Below are 12,814 nucleotides of genomic sequence, written 5' to 3'. Positions count from 1 at the left end.
ACTCCGTCAGGCCGCGAGGCGGCGCAGGATCAGGTACAGGCCGGCGAGCAACGCGACCGCGAAGAACCCGTCGAGCCGGTCCATCACCCCGCCATGGCCGGGAATGGACTTGCCGGAATCCTTGACGCCGTAGCGGCGCTTCAGGGCCGATTCGACGAGGTCGCCCCCCTGGCTCAGGACCGAGGCGACGGCGCTGGCGAGCCCGACCCAGACGAGGCCGGTCTCGGCGAGCGGGCTCCAGCCCTGCGCCCGGGCGAGCGCGACGACCGCGAGACCGGCGGCCACCGCGCCCGCGAGCCCGCCGAGCGCGCCGGACCACGTCTTCTTCGGCGACACCCGCGGCATCAGCTTCGGCCCGCCGAGCGTCCGGCCGGTGAAGTAGGCCACCACGTCGGTCGACCACACCACGGCGAACATCCAGGCCGGCCCGAGGATGCCGATCGCCGGCGCGTCGCGGAGCGCCACCGGCACCAGGGCGACGACCGCGCCGCCGAACAGGGCGCCGAGCGCCCGCAGGCGCCCGGCCGCCCCCTCCGCCACCACCACGCACAGCACGGCGCCGAGCGCTAGGAGCACCGGCACCGCGTAGGTCGGCGCGTCGCCCTCGAAGCATGCCGCCGCCAGGATCAGCGTGCCGGCGACGATGGCCAGCAGCGCGCGCCGCGGCGTCGTCCGGCTCATGCCGATCCATTCGGCGGCGCCGACGATCCCGGCGGCGAGCCAGATCACGGCGAAGGCCCAGCCGCCGACCACCAGGGCCGCCACGACGATCGCCGCCAGCACGAGCCCGGAGACCACGCGCAGGCCGAACTCGCGGTTCGCGAACGGGTTCTTCCGCGCGCCGACCGCCCTGTCGTCGGCGGCCATCACCGCGCCCTCGAACCGTCGGTCCGCGCGGATGCAAGGCGCGCAGAGTGCTTCCCGTCCACGCGTCCCCTCTCCGTCACGTCGCCGGCCCCGGGGCAGCCGGCCCGGTCTAGCGTTTCCTCACAGGTCGGCGCAGGCACCGTCACGCCCCCTCCCCTCGGGAGCGGGGCCAAGGCCGCCTCACACCTGCATGATTTCCTTTTCCTTGGACGCCAGCACCCCGTCGACCTCGGCGATGTGCTGGTCTGTGACCTTCTGCACTTCCGTGGCCTGGCGCTTCTCGTCGTCCTCGGAGATGGCGCTGTCCTTGAGCAGCTTCTTGAGGTGGTCGAGCCCGTCGCGGCGCACGTGGCGGACCGCGACGCGGGCCTCCTCGGTGTACTTGTGCGCGACCTTGACCATCTCCTTGCGGCGCTGCTCGTTCATCTCGGGGATGCGCAGGCGGATGGTCTGGCCTTCCGTCTGCGGATTGAGCCCGAGATCGGATTCGCGGATCGCCTTCTCGACGGCCGTGACCATGCCGCGGTCCCACACCGAGATCGACAGCAGGCGCGGCTCGGGCACGCTCACGGTGGCGACCTGCGCCATCGGCATCGATGCGCCGTAGGCGTCGACCTGGATCGGGTCGAGGATGCTCGGCGTCGCGCGGCCGGTGCGCAGCGAGCCGAGATCCTTGGAGAGCGCCGTGACCGCGCCCTGCATGCGGCGCTTGATGTCGGCGAGGTCGAAGTCCGGTGTAGCCATTGTCTCAGAGTTCCCGAAACGTCTTCACTGTTCGTCGGTCGAGCCGGCCCGCCGGGCCGGAGCGCGTCGGCGCCTCAATGAACGAAATCCCGTGAGGCCGCAAACCGCAACGCCCCTCAGGGACGCCCGCCGTCCTCAGGGCACGACCAGGGTCGAGGGCGCGTCCCCGGTGAGGATCGCGGTGATCGAGGAGGGCGGGTGCACCGAGCCGACCACGATCGACAGCCGGCTCTCGCGGGCGAGCGCGAAGGCGGCGGTGTCCATGATCTTGAGGTCGCGGGCGATCGCCTCGTCGTGGGTGATGCGGTCGTAGCGGGTCGCCTCCGGATGGGTCTTCGGGTCGGCCGAGTAGACGCCGTCGACCTGCGTCGCCTTCAGGACCGCGTCGCAGCGGAGCTCGGCCGCGCGCAGCACGGCGGCGGTGTCGGTGGTGAAGAACGGGTTGCCGGTGCCGCCGGCGAGCACGACCACCTGGCCCTTGTCGAGGTGGTGCAGGGCCGGCTGGCGCGCGTAGGTCTCGCAGATCGTCGGCATCGAGACCGCCGACATCGTGCGCGCGGGGACGCCGGCCGCGTTGAGCGCGGTCTCGAGCGCGAGCGAGTTCATCACCGTGGCCATCATGCCGAGCGAGTCGCCGGTGGCCCTGTCGATGAACCCGGCCTGCGAGATCCGCGCGCCGCGGATCATGTTGCCGCCGCCGACCACCAGCGCGACCTCGATCCCGGCCTCGATGGCGCGGGCGATGTCCTCGGCGAGGCCCGCCAGCGTCGGCGGATGGAGCCAGTACCCGTCGGGGGCGGCCAGCGCCTCGCCCGAGAGTTTCACCAGCACCCGGCGAAACGGCGTCGTCTCCGGCATCGTCCACCTCATAGGGTCCGGCGACACGGCCGAACCTGATCCAGAACCGAGGGGCTTCTACGTCAGGCCGCCCGGGACCGTCGAGGCCCCGGAGACCGCTCTCCGCGGAGCGGCTGCGAAAAATCGGTTGCCGGCCTCGGATGTCGCCTTTTTGGAGGTACGGGATTTCCGTATCATTGGTACGATGAGCGAGCCGTTCGATCCCGGCAAGGATGCGATCAACCGCGAACGGCACGGCCTGTCGCTCGCGTTCGGCGACAGGATCATGGCGGACGAGGCCCACCCGATCATTCCCTCCGTCCGGCCGCAGGACGGCGAGGAACGTTTCAAGGCCATTGGTCTGGTCGAGGGCAAACTCCACGCGGCCGTGTTCACCTGGCGAAACGGGCGGCCACGGTTCATCTCTGTGAGGCGAAGCAATGCCGGTGAAGGACGAGCCTACGATCCTGGCCTCTGAGACCAGCGACCCGGAGGATTTCGATGTCCCCGCGACGGCTTTGGATCGGGCGCAGAAGGCCCGGCTGATCCGGATGGCGCGCACGACGCTGGGCCTTTCGCAAGCCGCGTTCGCCCTCAGGTTCCGTGTCCCGCTCGGAACCCTGCGCGATTGGGAACAGGCTCGGACCACGCCTCCCGATTTCGCGGTCGCCTACGTTCGCGTCATCGCCCGGCATCCGGACATGGTCGCCGCAGCCATGGCTTGAGCGAGACGCCGGCGGCTTCGTCGGGGGCCGGAACGCGAAGAGCCCCGGCCTTGCGGCCGAGGCTCCTCGGAAGAACCTATCATGTCGCTCAGCGCGACATGACTCAGCGCAACTTGGCTCAGCGCGACATGGCGGCGACTTCGGAGGCGAAGTCGGGGCCCTCTTCCTTCTCGATGCCATCGCCGAGCGCGTAGCGCACGAAGCCAGTGAGCGCGACCGGGGCGCCGGCCTTGCCGGCGGCCTCCTTGATCACCTGGGTGATCGTCTTCGAGCCGTCGTGCACGAAGGGCTGCTCCAGGAGGGTGACCTCCTTGTAGTAGCTCTTCAGGCCGCTCTCGACGATCTTCGCCATCACGTGGTCGGGCTTGCCGGCGTTCTTCTCGCGCAGGATGTTCGACTCGCGCTCCAACGTGGCGGCGTCGACGCCGGAGGCGTCGAGCGCCACCGGGTTGGTGGCGGCGACGTGCATCGCGATCTGGCGGCCGAGCGTCGACAGGTATTCGACGTCGCCCTCCGACTCGAGCGCGACCAGCACGCCGATCTTGCCGAGGCCTTCGGAGATCTGGCCGTGGACGTAGCTCGCGATCACGCCCTTGGGCACGTCGAGCTTGGCGACGCGGCGCAGGTTCATGTTCTCGCCGATGGTGGCGATGAGGTTCTGCAGCTTCTCCGAGACGGTCTCGCTGCCGCCGGGGAAGTGCGCGGCCTGGAGGCTGTCCAGGGTGCCGTCGGAATCGAGCGCCATCTTGGCGGCTTCGCGGGCGAAGGCCTGGAAGGCGTCGTTGCGGGCGACGAAGTCGGTCTCGGAATTCACCTCGACGATGGCGGCGTGGTGTCCGGAGGACTCCACGGCGACGAGGCCCTCGGCGGCGACGCGGCCGGCCTTCTTGGCGGCCTTGGCGAGGCCCTTGGTGCGGAGCCAGTCGACGGCGGCCTCGAGGTCGCCCTGCGTCTCGTTGAGCGCGCCCTTGCAGTCCATCATGCCCGCGCCGGTCTTCTCGCGGAGTTCCTTCACCATCGCGGCGGTGATGTTGGCCATGGCCGGTCCTTTCGTCATCTCAGATGAGAGGAGCCCGACGTCCAGGGGTGAACGCCGGGCCCGAATGTGGTGGTGCGGATCACGGCGCCCCGGATGGGGCCGCCGCGATCCCGGCGGGCGATCAGGCGGCGGCCTGGGCCTCGACGAAGCCGCGGGCCTGGGCGACCCAGCCGTCGCGGCCGAAGCGGTCGTTGAGCTTCAGGTCGGCGTCGACCTTGGCGACGTCTTCCGGGCTCATCGCGGCGATCTGCCAGTAGTGGTAGATGCCGGCGTCGTTGAGCTTCTGCACGATCTGCGGGCCGGCGCCGTGGAGCTTGGACAGGTCGTCCGGCGCGCCGCGGGGGGCGGCGAGCAGCTCGAAATGCTCGGTCGACTCGGCGAGCATCGCGACGTCGGCCGGATCGAGGGCCCCCGACTCCACCGAGACGGCGGCGGCCTCGTCCGACGGAAGCTCCTCGGCCATCGGCTCCTCGGAGGCGCCGAGGTCGACGCCCGACGAGCCCTGGCCGCGCGAGATGCCGTCGATGGCGGCGCGGGCGATCAGGTCGCAGTAGAGCGCGATGGCGCGGCCAGCGTCGTCGTTGGCCGGGACGACGTAGGTGATGCCGTCCGGGTTGCAGTTGGTGTCGACGATCGCGGCCACCGGGATCCCGAGGCGCTGGGCCTCCTTGATCGCGAGCTGCTCCTTGTTGGTGTCGATCACGAACAGCAGGTCGGGCACGCCGCCCATGTCCTTGATGCCGCCGAGCGCCTTCTCGAGCTTGTCCTTCTCACGGGACAGCATCAGGCGCTCCTTCTTGGTGAGGCCCGGGCCGCCGGTGTCGAGGGTCTCGTCGACCTTGCGCAGGCGCGAGATCGAGCCGGAGATGGTCTTCCAGTTGGTCAGCATGCCGCCGAGCCAGCGGGAGTTGACGTAGTACTGGGCCGAACGCTTGGCGGCCTCGGCGATCGTGTCGGCCGCCTGGCGCTTGGTGCCGACGAACAGCACGCGGCCGCCCTTGGCGACCGTGTCGCTCACCGCCTGCAGTGCGGTGTGCAGCGCCGGCACCGTCTGGGCGAGGTCGATGATGTGGATGTTGTTGCGGGTGCCGAAGATGTAGGGCTGCATCTTCGGGTTCCAGCGGTGCGACTGGTGCCCGAAATGGGCGCCGGCCTCGAGGAGCTGGCGCATGGTGAAATCGACGGCCATGAGTCTTTCGCTTTCTTTCCGGTTATGCCGCCGCGGAGGTAGCGACCGGCCGACGGATCGGCCGATCACCGGAAACGCCCCATTCAGGCATGGGGCCGGCTCCGCGTGTGGAATGGGCGGGGCCTTAGCAGAGGTTGGCCGCCAGGGCAACGGTATCGCCGGGGCGCCGGAAACCCCAGGCAGCGGACTCGAGGCCGGGATCAGGCGGCGGAAAAGACGTTCGCCACGTCCGCCGCGTCCATCACCCGATACGCCCCCGCCGGCAGGTCCGCCGGCAGGGCGAGGCCGCCGATCCGGTCGCGATGGAGCGCGGTGACGTGGTTGCCCATCGCCGCGAACATGCGGCGGACCTGATGATAGCGGCCCTCGTGCAGGGTCACGGTGGCATGCGTCGCGTCCTCGGCGGAGAAGCCCACCGGCAGGAGCGGCTTGTCGTCGTCCTCCAGCACCAGGGTGCCGGCGGCGAGGATTGCGCCCTCGTCGCCCCTCAGCGGACGGTCGAGCGTCACGTGGTAGCGCTTGGCCACGTTGGCCTTGGGCGCGATGATCCGATGCAGCAGCGCACCGTCGTCGGTGAGCAGCAGCAGGCCCGAGGTCTCCTTGTCGAGGCGGCCGACGGTGGAAAGCGCCGGGTCGCGGCGGCGCCAGCGCTCGGGCAGGAGCCCGTAGACCAGCGGGCCGGCCTCCTTGTGCGAGCAGGTGACGCCGAGCGGCTTGTGCAGCATCAGCGCGAGGCCGGGGGGCGGGTCGATGCCCGCGCCGTCGACGGCCAGACGCGTGGGCAGGTCCGGCGTCACGGCGATGCGGGCGCCCGCGTCGGCGAGGGCCGCGCCGTCCAGAACGATGCGTCCGGCCCGCGCCAGGGCGGCGATCTCGCGGCGCGAGCCGTAGCCGAGGTTGGCCAGCAGCTTGTCGAGCCGGGCGGTCGGGGCCTTGGCGCTCATTTGCGCGCCTCGAACACCTTGTAGCCGTGGGCGGACGCCTTCACCGTCACGGCCTTGAAGGCCTCGGCGAGCACGCGCTCGTAGGGCAGGTGCGCGTTGGCCGTCAGCCACAGGCTGCCGCCGGGGCGCAAGGCCTCCGCGGCACGGCGGATGAAGACCTGCCCGAGCTTCTGGTCCTCGGCGCCGCCGTCGTGGAACGGCGGGTTGGTCACCACGAAGTCGAGGCGCGTCAGGCCGGGATCCGCCGCGCGGATGTCGGCCCAGCGGATGGTGCTGCGCGGGTCGCCGACGTTGCGGCGCGCCATCTCGACGGCGCGGCGGTCGATGTCGATCAGCGTCAGCGCGGTGACGGCGGGCGAGGCCAGCACCGCGCGCGCCAGGATGCCGAGGCCGCAGCCGAAATCGGCGCCGCCGCCCTTCAGCGCCGGCAGGGTCGCGAGCAGAAGCGCGCTGCCGGGATCGAGCCGGTCCCACGAGAAGATGCCGGGCTGCGTGCACAAGGAAAGGTTGTCGATGTGGCGCGGTGCCCCCTCCTCCAGCGCGGCGGCCAGCGGCAGGTCGCCCTCGGGCCGGACGACGCGGCAGATCCGGTGATGGCGACGGGCCTCCTCGGCGCTGGTGCAGCCGAGATCCGTCAGCTCGCGCGCCAGCCGCGCGCCGCCCCGATCCTTCGGGGCCATCGTCAGGAGCTCGCCGCCGGGCCGCAGCGCCCGCAGCGCCTGCGCCAGCACGAAGCGGCGTTCCACGGTGCCGGGCGGCGCCAGCATCCGAACCTGCGCGAGGCTCGCATCCGCGCAATCCTCCAGCCGGGCGGACCCGGGAACGAGGGGCGAGAGCTGGACGGCATCCGGCGGAATCTCGGCGAGCTCGGCCGGCGGCAGGCCGTAGACGGCGTCGGAGATGGCGGTTTCGGGCATGGGTGAGGGAATTTCGGGACCGGGCCGCCGAAGCGGCCTTGGAAAATGGGGAAACGCCGCGCCTTGGGCGACCCCGCGCGAGCGGTTCGGGGGGCGGCCGGATCGGCACGGGGAGCCCGGCGCATCAACACGCGGTTTCGCGCGATTCGAGAAGCCGGAAACCGAAACGGATCAGCCGCGCGGGAATTCCAGGCCCATCTCGCGGTAGCGGGCCGGGTCGTCGGCCCAGTTCTCGCGCACCTTCACGTGCAGGAACAGGTGGACCGTGGTCTCGGCGACCTCGGCGATCTCGCGGCGGGCCGCCGTGCCGATCGCCTTGATGGTCTGGCCGTCCTTGCCGAGCACGATCGAGCGCTGGCTCTCGCGCTCGACGAAGATGGTCTGCTCGATCCGCACCGAGCCGTCCTTGCGCACCTGCCACTGGTCGGTCTCGACGGTGGAGCGGTAGGGCAGCTCCTCGTGCAGCCGATCGTAGAGCTTTTCGCGCGTGATCTCGGAGGCGAGCATGCGGATGGGGGCGTCCGAGACCTGGTCCTCCGGGTAGAGCCAGGGGCCGGAGGGCATCAGCTTGGCGAGCGCCTGCTTGAGCGTGGCGATGCCGTCGCCGTTCAGCGCCGAGATCATGAAGGTGTCGGCGAACGGGATGCGCTTGTTCAAGTCCTCGGCGAGCGCGAGCAGCTTCTCGCGCAGGATCAGGTCGATCTTGTTGAGGATCAGGATCTTGTGGCGGCGCACGTCCGGCAGGCGCGCCAGGATCGTCTCCAGCTCCTCGTCGATCCCCTTGCGCGCGTCGACCAGCAGGCAGACCGCGTCGGCGTCGGCCGCCCCGCTCCAGGCGGAGTGGACCATCGCCCGGTCGAGCCGGCGCTTGGGCTGGAAGATGCCGGGGGTGTCGACCAGCACCACCTGGGCCGAGCCCTCGATCAGGATGCCGCGCACCAGCGCCCGCGTGGTCTGGACCTTGCGCGAGACGATCGAGACCTTGGTGCCGACGAGGCTGTTCAGGAGCGTCGACTTGCCGGCGTTCGGCACGCCGATCAGCGCGACGAAGCCGGCCTTGGCATCGGCCGGGGTGCCCGGCAGCAGGCTCGGGGGGGCGCGCTCCGGCACCGCCTCGAATTCGTCCCGCGGGCCGTCCTCGGGTTCGTCGTGGGGCATCGCGCTCATGTCCGGTCCTCGCTCGGCCGCTCGCCGGCCCCCTGGCCGGCATCCCGCCCTGCCCCGTCTCCGCCCGGGCCGGCGCCGTCGCCGATGCCCTCGCGCGCCAGCACGGTGCGGGCGGCGTCCTGCTCGGCGAGGCGCTTCGACGGCCCCTCGCCGACCCCCGGCTCGAGCCCTTCGACGCGGGCGGCGATGCGGAAATGCGGCGCGTGGTCGGGGCCGGAGCGCTCGACGACGTCGTAGGCCGGAATCGCGAGGCCGCGGCCCATCGCCCATTCCTGCAGCGCCGACTTCGCGTCGCGGCCGCGCGGCGCGCCGGTCGGCTCGGCCGGGCGGAAGGCGGATTCGATCAGCGCCCGGGCGGCCTCGTAGCCGGCATCCATGTAGACCGCGCCGAGGATCGCCTCGCAGACGTCGGCCAGGATGGTCTGGTTGCGGCGGCCGCCGCCCAGGACCTCGCCCTGCCCGAGGACGAGGTGCGGGCCGACGTCCCAGGCGGTGGCGACGGCGGCGCAGGTCTCGCGCCGGACCAGCCCCGCCAGCCGGCGCGAGAGGTCGCCCTCGTCGGCCTGCGGAAAGGCGGCGTAGAGCCGGTCGGCGATGGCGAGGCCGAGGACGCGGTCGCCGAGGAATTCGAGGCGCTGATAGCTGCCGGCGCGGCCCGCCGCCTTGCTCACATGCGTCACCGCGCGGGCGAGCAGCGACGGATCGGCGAAGCTGTGGCCGATGCGCGCCTCCAACACCGACAGGTCGGGCTTCGGGCGGGTGATGCGCCGTGCGCGGGCGGAGGGGCGCGCCTCGTCGGGCAAGGCGGGGGTCAGTGGATCGTCGAGAACAGGCGGCCCCAGCGCACGTGGGCCGGCCAGTTCCAGATCTGCCAGGCGGGCGTGCCCTCGTCGATCGAGAAGAAGATCATCTCGGCGCGGCCGACGAAGTTCTCGAACGGGACGTAGCCGACGTTGGCGAGGTCGCGCGAGTCGGTGGAGTTGTCGCGGTTGTCGCCCATCATGAAGAAGTGCCCCGGCGGCACGGTGTAGAGCTCGGTCTTGTCCCAGAACCCGTTGTCGCCGTCGCGCTCGATCGTGTGGTGCACGACGCCGTTCGGCAGCGTCTCGTTGTACTGCGGCACCTTGGTCGCCTGGCCGTACGGGTCGATGGTCTCGTAATCGGCGATGCGCTCGCGCTTGACCGGCTTGCCGTTGATGTTGAGCACGCCGTCGATCATCTGGATCTTGTCGCCGGGCAGGCCGATCACCCGCTTGATGTAGTCGGTGGCGTTGTCCTTGGGCAGCTTGAACACCGCGATGTCGCCGCGCTTCGGCTCGGCGGCCCAGATGCGCCCCTCCGCCTTGGTCGGCAGGTATTCGCTCAAGGGCAGCGAGTACTTCGAGTAGCCGTAGGAATATTTCGACACGAACAGGTAGTCGCCGATCAGCAGCGTCGGGATCAACGATCCCGAGGGGATGTTGAACGGCTGGAACAGCAGCGTGCGCACCACCAGCGCGATGAGCAGCGCCTGGATCCCGACCTTCAGGGTCTCGCGGATGCTGGCCCAGGTCCCCGGTTGCGCCCGGACCTCGTGTTTGCCGTCCCGATCCAAGCGCGCGCGTTCCATCTGTCGATCCGTCTGGGACGAGGCCGACGGCCCGCGCGGGCGCTGCCCGCGGCGCCCCACCGTGTCCGTTGCGTCGCGGCGGTCTAGACCAAGCCGGGTTCCCCCGCAACGCGGCGGGAGGTGGCGTCAACCCCGCCCGGTGCCCTCCGGCACGGCCTCGATGATCACGAAAGCTTGTGCCATCGGCGGGTCGTCGGTGAGGGTGACGTGCAACCGCGCCGCGTGCCCGGCCGGCAGCATCGCGGCCAGCCGGTCCAGGGCTCCGCCGGTGAGATGCAGCGTCGGCTGCCCGCCGGGCAGGTTCACGACCTCCATGTCGCGCCAGAACACCCCGTGCGCGAGGCCGGTGCCGAGCGCCTTGGCGCAGGCCTCCTTGGCGGCGAAGCGCCTTGCGTAGGACGGCGCGCGGGCCGCCTTGCGGTCGCACCGGGCCCGCTCGCCGTCGGTGAACACCCGGTGCGTGAAGCGCTCGCCGAAGCGCGCGAGCGAGCGCTCGATCCGGCGGATGTCGCAGAGGTCGGAGCCGATCCCGAGGATCATCGGCCCCGGCTCCCCGCCCGGGCCGCCTCCATCGCCGCGCGCATGTCGCGGATCGCACGGGGCAGCCCGACGAAGATCGCGTCGGCGATGAGCGCGTGGCCGATGTTGAGCTCGCGGATCTCCGGGATCCGCGCGATCGGCCCGACGCTGTCGGTGGTCAGCCCGTGGCCGGCGTGGATCTCCAGCCCGAGCCCCTGCCCGTGCTCGGCGGCACGGACGATCCGGGCGAGCTCGTGCGCGGTCGCGGCCGCATCGCCCGCGACCGTGGCCTCGCAGTAGCTGCCGGTATGAAGCTCCACGACCGGAGCGCCGAGCGCGTGGGCCGCCTCCATCACCGCCGCGTCCGGCTCGACGAACAGCGACACCCGGATGCCGGCCTCGGCCAGCGCGCGGATGCGAGGCGCGAGGTGATCGCGCCCGCCGACGATGTCGAGGCCGCCCTCCGTGGTGCGCTCCTCGCGCTTCTCGGGGACGAGGCAGGCGGCATGCGGCTTCAGCGTGCGGGCGAGCGCCACCATCTCGTCGGTGGCCGCCATCTCGAAGTTGAGCGGCACGGTCAGCGTCCGGGCGAGCGCGGCCATGTCGGCGTCGCGGATGTGCCGCCGGTCCTCGCGCAGGTGGGCCGTGATCCCGTCGGCACCGGCCTCGACCGCCAGCAGCGCCGCCCGCACCGGGTCGGGATAGCTGCCGCCGCGGGCGTTCCGGACGGTGGCGACGTGGTCGATGTTCACGCCGAGGCGGAGAGGATGTGCCGACATGCGCCGATCTTTTCGCGTGGCTTCGAGGTGATCGCGTCGTGCTTAGCCCAGATCGGGCCGCCCTGGCGCCTCGCCGCCACGAGAAATCTCCCGACCCGTGCTGTTTCGAAGGCGACGCGGCGCGGGTCGGATGGTCGCGGCCTCCTGCGAAGGGCCCTCGAACGCGAAAAGGCCCGGCACGACGGCCCGGCCTCCCTTCGACGAAGCCCGAAGGCTCGTCCGTCGTTGGTGCTCAGCGGACCGGGTTGGCGCCGGCGTTGCCCGGAACCGTGCGGGCGCCGTCCTCGCGGCCGGCCGGCATCGCGTTGGCGGCGCCCGGAGCGGTGCCGGTTGTGGCCGGCATGTCGCCCCGCATCGTGCCGCCCTTCTCCATCGTCTTCTCGGACGGGCTCTTCACGCTGCCGGGATTGTTCATGTTGCCGGTCGCGGACTGCGCGAACGCCGCACCCGAGAGTGCGAGCACGAGAGCCGTGGCGGAGATGAGTGTCTTACGCATGGGACGGATCCTTCGTGTGGTCGGTGTGGGAGGAGGAACGTCGCGGCCCGGGGATGGTTCGGAGAAACTTCGCGCGGCCGACCTCCCGGTGCGTGCGAGCCGCGCCCAGGGGCCTGGTCCCGTTGCGCTTTCCGGGGAACGGAAATCGTCGCCGCCCTCCGGAAGCGCATCGCGGCGTTCGATCGCCGGCACGCAGGCGACGGGACGGCCCGACGTGCCCGGCCGTGCGATGCAGCCTTGCGATTTTCCCCGAAACCGACTATCCGCCGCCACTCGCGTTCGCTCCGGCTGGGGGCTGAACGGACGGTGCCGTTCGCGGCACAGGCTTTTTTCCGCGTCGCCTGGCGACGATCGAACGAGCCGTCGTCCCGTGTCTCCGCCTTCGATCAACCGCTCGGGCCCGTTGAAACGGCTCGGAGGGCTTGGCGCCGGGCGATCTCGCGAACCGAACCGGCCCGGAACTCATCGTGCATCTGCATGTCCGGGCCTCATTCAAGCTGAAGGGCCCGTAATGCCTCTCTACGAGCACGTATTCCTGGCACGCCAGGACGTGACGTCCCAGCAGGTCGAGACGATGATCGAGACCTACAAGGGCGTCATCGAACAGAACGGCGGACGTTTCGAGAAGATCGAGATGTGGGGCGTCAAGTCCCTCGCCTACCGGATCAAGAAGAACCGCAAGGCGCACTTCACCCTGCTCAACATCGACGCCCCCCCGGCCGCCATGGCAGAGATGGAGCGCCAGATGCAGATCTCGGAAGACGTGCTGCGCTTCATGACCATCCGCGTGGAGGAGCTCGAGCACGAGCCGTCCGCGATGATGCAGAAGCGCGACCGCGACGACCGCAAGGATCGCGAGCGCGGCCGTCGTCGCGACGACGAGGGCTTCGGTGGTGGCGGCGGCTTCGGCGGCGACCGCGACCGTGGGGATCGTGGCGACCGCGGCGACCGGCCCGAGCGCAACTTCGGCGGGGAGAACTAA

Annotated in this window: 16 protein-coding genes; 3 read left to right on the top strand and 13 right to left on the bottom strand. The window is 71.0% G+C overall.

What is annotated here, in order from left to right:
- Positions 1-6: 6 nt before the first annotated feature.
- The 3 genes from MKK68_RS07560 to pyrH all read right to left on the bottom strand — a co-directional run bounded on the left by MKK68_RS07560 (position 7) and on the right by pyrH (position 2,469).
- Positions 7-867 carry a phosphatidate cytidylyltransferase gene (locus MKK68_RS07560; RefSeq protein ID WP_244029603.1) on the bottom strand — a complete coding sequence of 287 codons (861 nt, stop codon included), beginning with the start codon at positions 865-867 and terminating at the stop codon, positions 7-9.
- A 180-nt stretch (positions 868-1,047) separates the two neighbouring features.
- A complete protein-coding gene (frr, locus tag MKK68_RS07555; RefSeq protein WP_147727743.1) occupies positions 1,048-1,611 on the bottom strand; it encodes a ribosome recycling factor in 564 nt (187 codons plus the stop codon).
- 135 nt (positions 1,612-1,746) lie between these two features.
- On the bottom strand, positions 1,747-2,469 hold the full coding sequence (gene pyrH, locus MKK68_RS07550; RefSeq protein WP_244029601.1) for a UMP kinase: 723 nt from the start codon (positions 2,467-2,469) through the stop codon (positions 1,747-1,749).
- A gap of 184 nt (positions 2,470-2,653) precedes the next feature.
- Here pyrH and MKK68_RS07545 point away from each other — a divergent pair, with 184 nt between their 5' ends.
- Complete coding sequence (locus tag MKK68_RS07545) at positions 2,654-2,926, top strand: BrnT family toxin (protein ID WP_243947558.1); 273 nt, start codon at positions 2,654-2,656, stop codon at positions 2,924-2,926.
- Entirely contained in the window at positions 2,889-3,173 is a 285-nt protein-coding gene (locus MKK68_RS07540) for a helix-turn-helix domain-containing protein (protein WP_244029599.1), read from the top strand. The genes MKK68_RS07545 and MKK68_RS07540 overlap by 38 nt, the downstream gene beginning before the upstream one ends.
- A 118-nt stretch (positions 3,174-3,291) precedes the next feature.
- Here the strand turns inward: MKK68_RS07540 and tsf are convergent, their stop codons facing one another.
- From tsf to MKK68_RS07490, 10 genes are all read right to left on the bottom strand, one after another.
- On the bottom strand, positions 3,292-4,212 hold the full coding sequence (gene tsf / locus MKK68_RS07535; RefSeq protein WP_244029597.1) for a translation elongation factor Ts: 921 nt from the start codon (positions 4,210-4,212) through the stop codon (positions 3,292-3,294).
- A gap of 121 nt (positions 4,213-4,333) precedes the next feature.
- Positions 4,334-5,401 carry a 30S ribosomal protein S2 gene (locus MKK68_RS07530; protein ID WP_147727746.1) on the bottom strand — a complete coding sequence of 356 codons (1,068 nt, stop codon included), beginning with the start codon at positions 5,399-5,401 and terminating at the stop codon, positions 4,334-4,336.
- Positions 5,402-5,601: 200 nt separating this feature from the next.
- Positions 5,602-6,345, bottom strand: a complete 744-nt coding sequence (locus MKK68_RS07525; RefSeq protein WP_244029595.1) for a pseudouridine synthase — start codon at positions 6,343-6,345, stop codon at positions 5,602-5,604.
- Positions 6,342-7,262 carry a class I SAM-dependent methyltransferase gene (locus tag MKK68_RS07520; protein WP_244029593.1) on the bottom strand — a complete coding sequence of 307 codons (921 nt, stop codon included), beginning with the start codon at positions 7,260-7,262 and terminating at the stop codon, positions 6,342-6,344. Before MKK68_RS07520 ends, MKK68_RS07525 begins: the two co-directional genes overlap by 4 nt.
- A gap of 171 nt (positions 7,263-7,433) precedes the next feature.
- Positions 7,434-8,429: a GTPase Era gene (gene era / locus MKK68_RS07515; RefSeq protein ID WP_147841983.1), complete on the bottom strand. Its 996-nt coding sequence runs from the start codon at positions 8,427-8,429 to the stop codon at positions 7,434-7,436.
- Positions 8,426-9,232 carry a ribonuclease III gene (gene rnc, locus MKK68_RS07510; RefSeq protein WP_147841982.1) on the bottom strand — a complete coding sequence of 269 codons (807 nt, stop codon included), beginning with the start codon at positions 9,230-9,232 and terminating at the stop codon, positions 8,426-8,428. Before rnc ends, era begins: the two co-directional genes overlap by 4 nt.
- A gap of 8 nt (positions 9,233-9,240) precedes the next feature.
- A complete protein-coding gene (gene lepB, locus MKK68_RS07505; protein ID WP_243932310.1) occupies positions 9,241-10,038 on the bottom strand; it encodes a signal peptidase I in 798 nt (265 codons plus the stop codon).
- Between the two features lie 126 nt (positions 10,039-10,164).
- The gene (acpS, locus tag MKK68_RS07500) at positions 10,165-10,578 is read right to left on the bottom strand and encodes a holo-ACP synthase (RefSeq protein WP_147725737.1); all 414 of its coding nucleotides are present in this window, start codon (positions 10,576-10,578) and stop codon (positions 10,165-10,167) included.
- Positions 10,575-11,336: a pyridoxine 5'-phosphate synthase gene (locus MKK68_RS07495; protein WP_244029591.1), complete on the bottom strand. Its 762-nt coding sequence runs from the start codon at positions 11,334-11,336 to the stop codon at positions 10,575-10,577. The genes acpS and MKK68_RS07495 overlap by 4 nt, the downstream gene beginning before the upstream one ends.
- A 232-nt stretch (positions 11,337-11,568) precedes the next feature.
- The gene (locus MKK68_RS07490; protein ID WP_147725735.1) at positions 11,569-11,832 is read right to left on the bottom strand and encodes a hypothetical protein; all 264 of its coding nucleotides are present in this window, start codon (positions 11,830-11,832) and stop codon (positions 11,569-11,571) included.
- 511 nt (positions 11,833-12,343) lie between these two features.
- On the opposite strand from MKK68_RS07490, the gene rpsF reads away from it, so the two are divergent.
- Complete coding sequence (rpsF, locus tag MKK68_RS07485) at positions 12,344-12,814, top strand: 30S ribosomal protein S6 (RefSeq protein WP_147725734.1); 471 nt, start codon at positions 12,344-12,346, stop codon at positions 12,812-12,814.

Origin of the sequence: Methylobacterium sp. E-016, from assembly GCF_022829745.1 — a bacterium.
GTDB lineage: Bacteria > Pseudomonadota > Alphaproteobacteria > Rhizobiales > Beijerinckiaceae > Methylobacterium.
Note: the sequence above shows the minus strand (reverse complement) of the source record. Positions and strands in the feature narration are given on the sequence as shown.

Excerpts from the sequence above, each read along its gene's own strand:
- MKK68_RS07495 (WP_244029591.1), bottom strand. The coding sequence starts at position 11,336 with ATGTCGGCACATCCTCTCCGCCTCGGCGTGAACATCGACCACGTCGCC.
- MKK68_RS07540 (WP_244029599.1), top strand. The coding sequence starts at position 2,889 with ATGCCGGTGAAGGACGAGCCTACGATCCTGGCCTCTGAGACCAGCGAC.
- frr (WP_147727743.1), bottom strand. The coding sequence starts at position 1,611 with ATGGCTACACCGGACTTCGACCTCGCCGACATCAAGCGCCGCATGCAG.
- tsf (WP_244029597.1), bottom strand. The coding sequence starts at position 4,212 with ATGGCCAACATCACCGCCGCGATGGTGAAGGAACTCCGCGAGAAGACC.
- acpS (WP_147725737.1), bottom strand. The coding sequence starts at position 10,578 with ATGATCCTCGGGATCGGCTCCGACCTCTGCGACATCCGCCGGATCGAG.
- rpsF (WP_147725734.1), top strand. The coding sequence starts at position 12,344 with ATGCCTCTCTACGAGCACGTATTCCTGGCACGCCAGGACGTGACGTCC.
- era (WP_147841983.1), bottom strand. The coding sequence starts at position 8,429 with ATGAGCGCGATGCCCCACGACGAACCCGAGGACGGCCCGCGGGACGAA.
- MKK68_RS07525 (WP_244029595.1), bottom strand. The coding sequence starts at position 6,345 with ATGAGCGCCAAGGCCCCGACCGCCCGGCTCGACAAGCTGCTGGCCAAC.
- MKK68_RS07560 (WP_244029603.1), bottom strand. The coding sequence starts at position 867 with ATGGCCGCCGACGACAGGGCGGTCGGCGCGCGGAAGAACCCGTTCGCG.
- pyrH (WP_244029601.1), bottom strand. The coding sequence starts at position 2,469 with ATGCCGGAGACGACGCCGTTTCGCCGGGTGCTGGTGAAACTCTCGGGC.
- MKK68_RS07530 (WP_147727746.1), bottom strand. The coding sequence starts at position 5,401 with ATGGCCGTCGATTTCACCATGCGCCAGCTCCTCGAGGCCGGCGCCCAT.
- MKK68_RS07545 (WP_243947558.1), top strand. The coding sequence starts at position 2,654 with ATGAGCGAGCCGTTCGATCCCGGCAAGGATGCGATCAACCGCGAACGG.
- MKK68_RS07520 (WP_244029593.1), bottom strand. The coding sequence starts at position 7,262 with ATGCCCGAAACCGCCATCTCCGACGCCGTCTACGGCCTGCCGCCGGCC.
- MKK68_RS07490 (WP_147725735.1), bottom strand. The coding sequence starts at position 11,832 with ATGCGTAAGACACTCATCTCCGCCACGGCTCTCGTGCTCGCACTCTCG.
- lepB (WP_243932310.1), bottom strand. The coding sequence starts at position 10,038 with ATGGAACGCGCGCGCTTGGATCGGGACGGCAAACACGAGGTCCGGGCG.